Annotated in this window: 3 protein-coding genes; all 3 read left to right on the top strand. The window is 43.5% G+C overall.

The features are described from left to right. On the top strand, nucleotides 1-682 hold a 682-nt coding region (locus PX484_RS09745; protein ID WP_288103656.1), incomplete at its 5' end, for a hydantoinase B/oxoprolinase family protein. Nucleotides 683-803: 121 nt separating this feature from the next. Continuing rightward, a complete protein-coding gene (gene tsaD, locus PX484_RS09740) occupies nucleotides 804-1,838 on the top strand; it encodes a tRNA (adenosine(37)-N6)-threonylcarbamoyltransferase complex transferase subunit TsaD (RefSeq protein ID WP_004268497.1) in 1,035 nt (344 codons plus the stop codon). Nucleotides 1,839-2,125: 287 nt separating this feature from the next. Continuing rightward, a partial coding sequence (truB, locus tag PX484_RS09735) for a tRNA pseudouridine(55) synthase TruB (protein ID WP_288103653.1) occupies nucleotides 2,126-2,772 on the top strand: 647 nt, incomplete at its 3' end.

Raw genomic sequence — 2,772 nt, 5'->3', positions numbered from 1 at the left:
GACAAGAGCGGCGGTTTTATACGTTTTTCGTACCCTTGTGGAGGAGGCAATTCCTTTAAATGCTGGCTGTTTCAAACCCCTCCATTTAATTATCCCATCTGGCTGTTTTCTTAATCCCGTTTATCCAGCGGCCGTAGTAGCAGGAAATGTAGAAACTTCCCAGGCAATAGTTAATGCTTTATACGGCGCTTTAGGCATTCAAGCAGCCAGCCAAGGGACGATGAATAATTTCACTTTTGGCAATCAAGAATATCAATATTATGAGACTATTTGCGGCGGTTCTGGTGCGGGGGCAAATTTTGCGGGAACCGCTGCCGTACAAACCCAGATGACTAATTCCCGTCTCACCGATCCGGAAGTATTAGAAATGCGCTATCCTGTGTTAGTAGAAAGTTTTAGCATTCGCCACGATAGTGGCGGCAGGGGACAATATTCTGGAGGTGATGGTGTGATTAGAAGAATTAAATTTCAAGAGTCCATGACTGCTAATATTTTATCGGGTAATCGCCAGATTCCCCCCTTTGGACTAGCGGGAGGAAAAGCTGGTAAAATAGGACGTAATGCCGTGGAAAGAAACGATGGAACTATCGAAGAATTGCCCGGTACTGCGACTGTAGAAATGAACCTTGGTGATATTTTTATTATTGAAACCCCCGGCGGTGGTGGCTATGGAAATTGTTGAACTATAATTTTAATTAAGTACCTAAGCAAAATTAAGTAAGTGGTTATAATTAAATTAAAGATGGATCCCCCCTTAATCCCCCCTTAATAAGGGGGGTGTCTGACGATTTACTGATTAAATCATGACAATTATCTTAGCGATCGAAACCAGTTGCGATGAAACTGCTGTGGCTATTGTTAACAATAACCAGGTGTTGAGTAGTGTGGTTTTTTCTCAAATTGATCTCCATCGTCTCTATGGCGGTGTTGTGCCGGAAATGGCCTCGCGACAACACCTAGAAACCATTAATTTTTGTCTAGAAAAAGCTTGGCAAGAAACGGGGTTAAATTGGTCAGAAATTGATGGAATAGCCGCCACAGTTGCCCCCGGTTTAGTAGGTGCTTTAATGGTGGGAATGACGGCGGCCAAAACCCTGGCTATTGTCCACGATAAACCCTTTATCGGCATTCATCATCTCGAAGGTCATATCTATGCTTCCTATCTCGCTGAACCCAATCTTAAACCTCCTTTTTTATCTCTTTTAGTCTCCGGGGGTCATACCAGTTTAATCCATGTGCAGGCCTGCGGTAAATATCAACAATTAGGAACCACTAGAGATGATGCAGCCGGAGAAGCTTTTGATAAAGTGGCACGATTATTAAACTTAAGTTATCCTGGTGGTCCGATAATCGATCGCATGGCTAAAGATGGTAATCCCCAAGCTTTTCCCTTGCCTGAGGGTAAAATATCTTTACCAACCGGCGGTTTTCATGCCTACGATTCCAGTTTTAGCGGTTTAAAAACTGCTGTTTTGCGCTTAGTAGAGAAATTCGAGCCAGATAATTTACCTGTAGCTGATATAGCCGCTAGTTTTCAAGATACGGTAGCCAGAAGTTTAACCCGTAGGACAATCAATTGTGCCTTAGATTATGGCTTAAAAACTATTGCGATCGGGGGAGGAGTGGCGGCTAATAGTGCCTTAAGAAATCATCTGGAAACTGCCGCCAAAAATCATCATTTAACCGTCTATTTTCCGCCGCTTAAACTCTGTACCGATAACGCCGCTATGATTGCTCGCGCTGCTGTTGATCATTATGATCTTGGTCATTTTTCTGACCTTTCTATCGGTGTTCGTTCCCGTTTACCTTTAAGCGAAGTTATGCAATTATATAAGTAGGGTTTGCGGCAAAAAGGTTTTCGGTGGGGGCAGGGTGTGGGGTGTAGGGTGTAGGGTTTTAACTATTTTCAGCATGAAGCCCAACGCCCGATTATGTTACGCTACCGCTAACCCATCCTATAAATAATTGCGCCTCCCTACTTAATACGTCAGATTTTTAGATATCAGCCGTCAGTATTCAGTATTCAGTATTCAGAATTGAGGAGATTGCTTTTATCTATTCTCCCCATCACCCCACCACCCCACTTCATAATTCATAATTCATAATTCATAATTCATAATTTATAATGTTTGGCTTTTTAAATCTCAATAAACCCCCCGATTGGACTTCTCATGATTGTGTGGCCAAAGTCCGAAAAATTCTTAAGACAAAACGAGTCGGCCATGGGGGAACTTTAGATCCTATGGCTACGGGAGTTTTACCGATCGCCGTCGGGGCTGCTACCCGATTACTGCCCTATTTACCTGAAAATAAGGCTTATCGGGCAAAAATCCAGTTAGGACTCAGCACCGATACCGATGATATTACGGGAAAAGCGATCGCTACTTGTCCCTGTGCCGATTTAACTTTAGAGGCAGTTAAGCCTCATTTAGCGGAATTTATTGGCAATATTGCCCAGATTCCGCCGATGTATAGTGCTATTCACAAGGATGGTCGCCGTCTCTACGAATTGGCTCGCAAAGGGGAAATAATCGCAGTGGAGCCTCGTCAGGTCAAAATTGACCAAATTACGGTTTTAGGCTGGTTAGAGGGGGAATTTCCGCAGATAGAGCTAGATATTCACTGTGGATCGGGGACTTATATCCGTTCCCTGGCCAGAGATTTGGGCAAGGTGTTAGCTGTGGGTGGCACTTTAGCCAGTTTAACTCGCACGGAAAGCTGTGGTTTTCAATTAGCCGATAGTATTAATCTGGAAGCTTTAATGGCTAATTC

The organism is Microcystis sp. M49636_WE2 (assembly GCF_030065375.1).
GTDB lineage: Bacteria > Cyanobacteriota > Cyanobacteriia > Cyanobacteriales > Microcystaceae > Microcystis > Microcystis aeruginosa_C.
Note: the sequence above shows the minus strand (reverse complement) of the source record. Positions and strands in the feature narration are given on the sequence as shown.

What these genes read in the sequence shown, in the direction of transcription:
- tsaD (WP_004268497.1), top strand. Translation starts at nt 804, where the DNA reads ATGACAATTATCTTAGCGATCGAAACCAGTTGCGATGAAACTGCTGTG.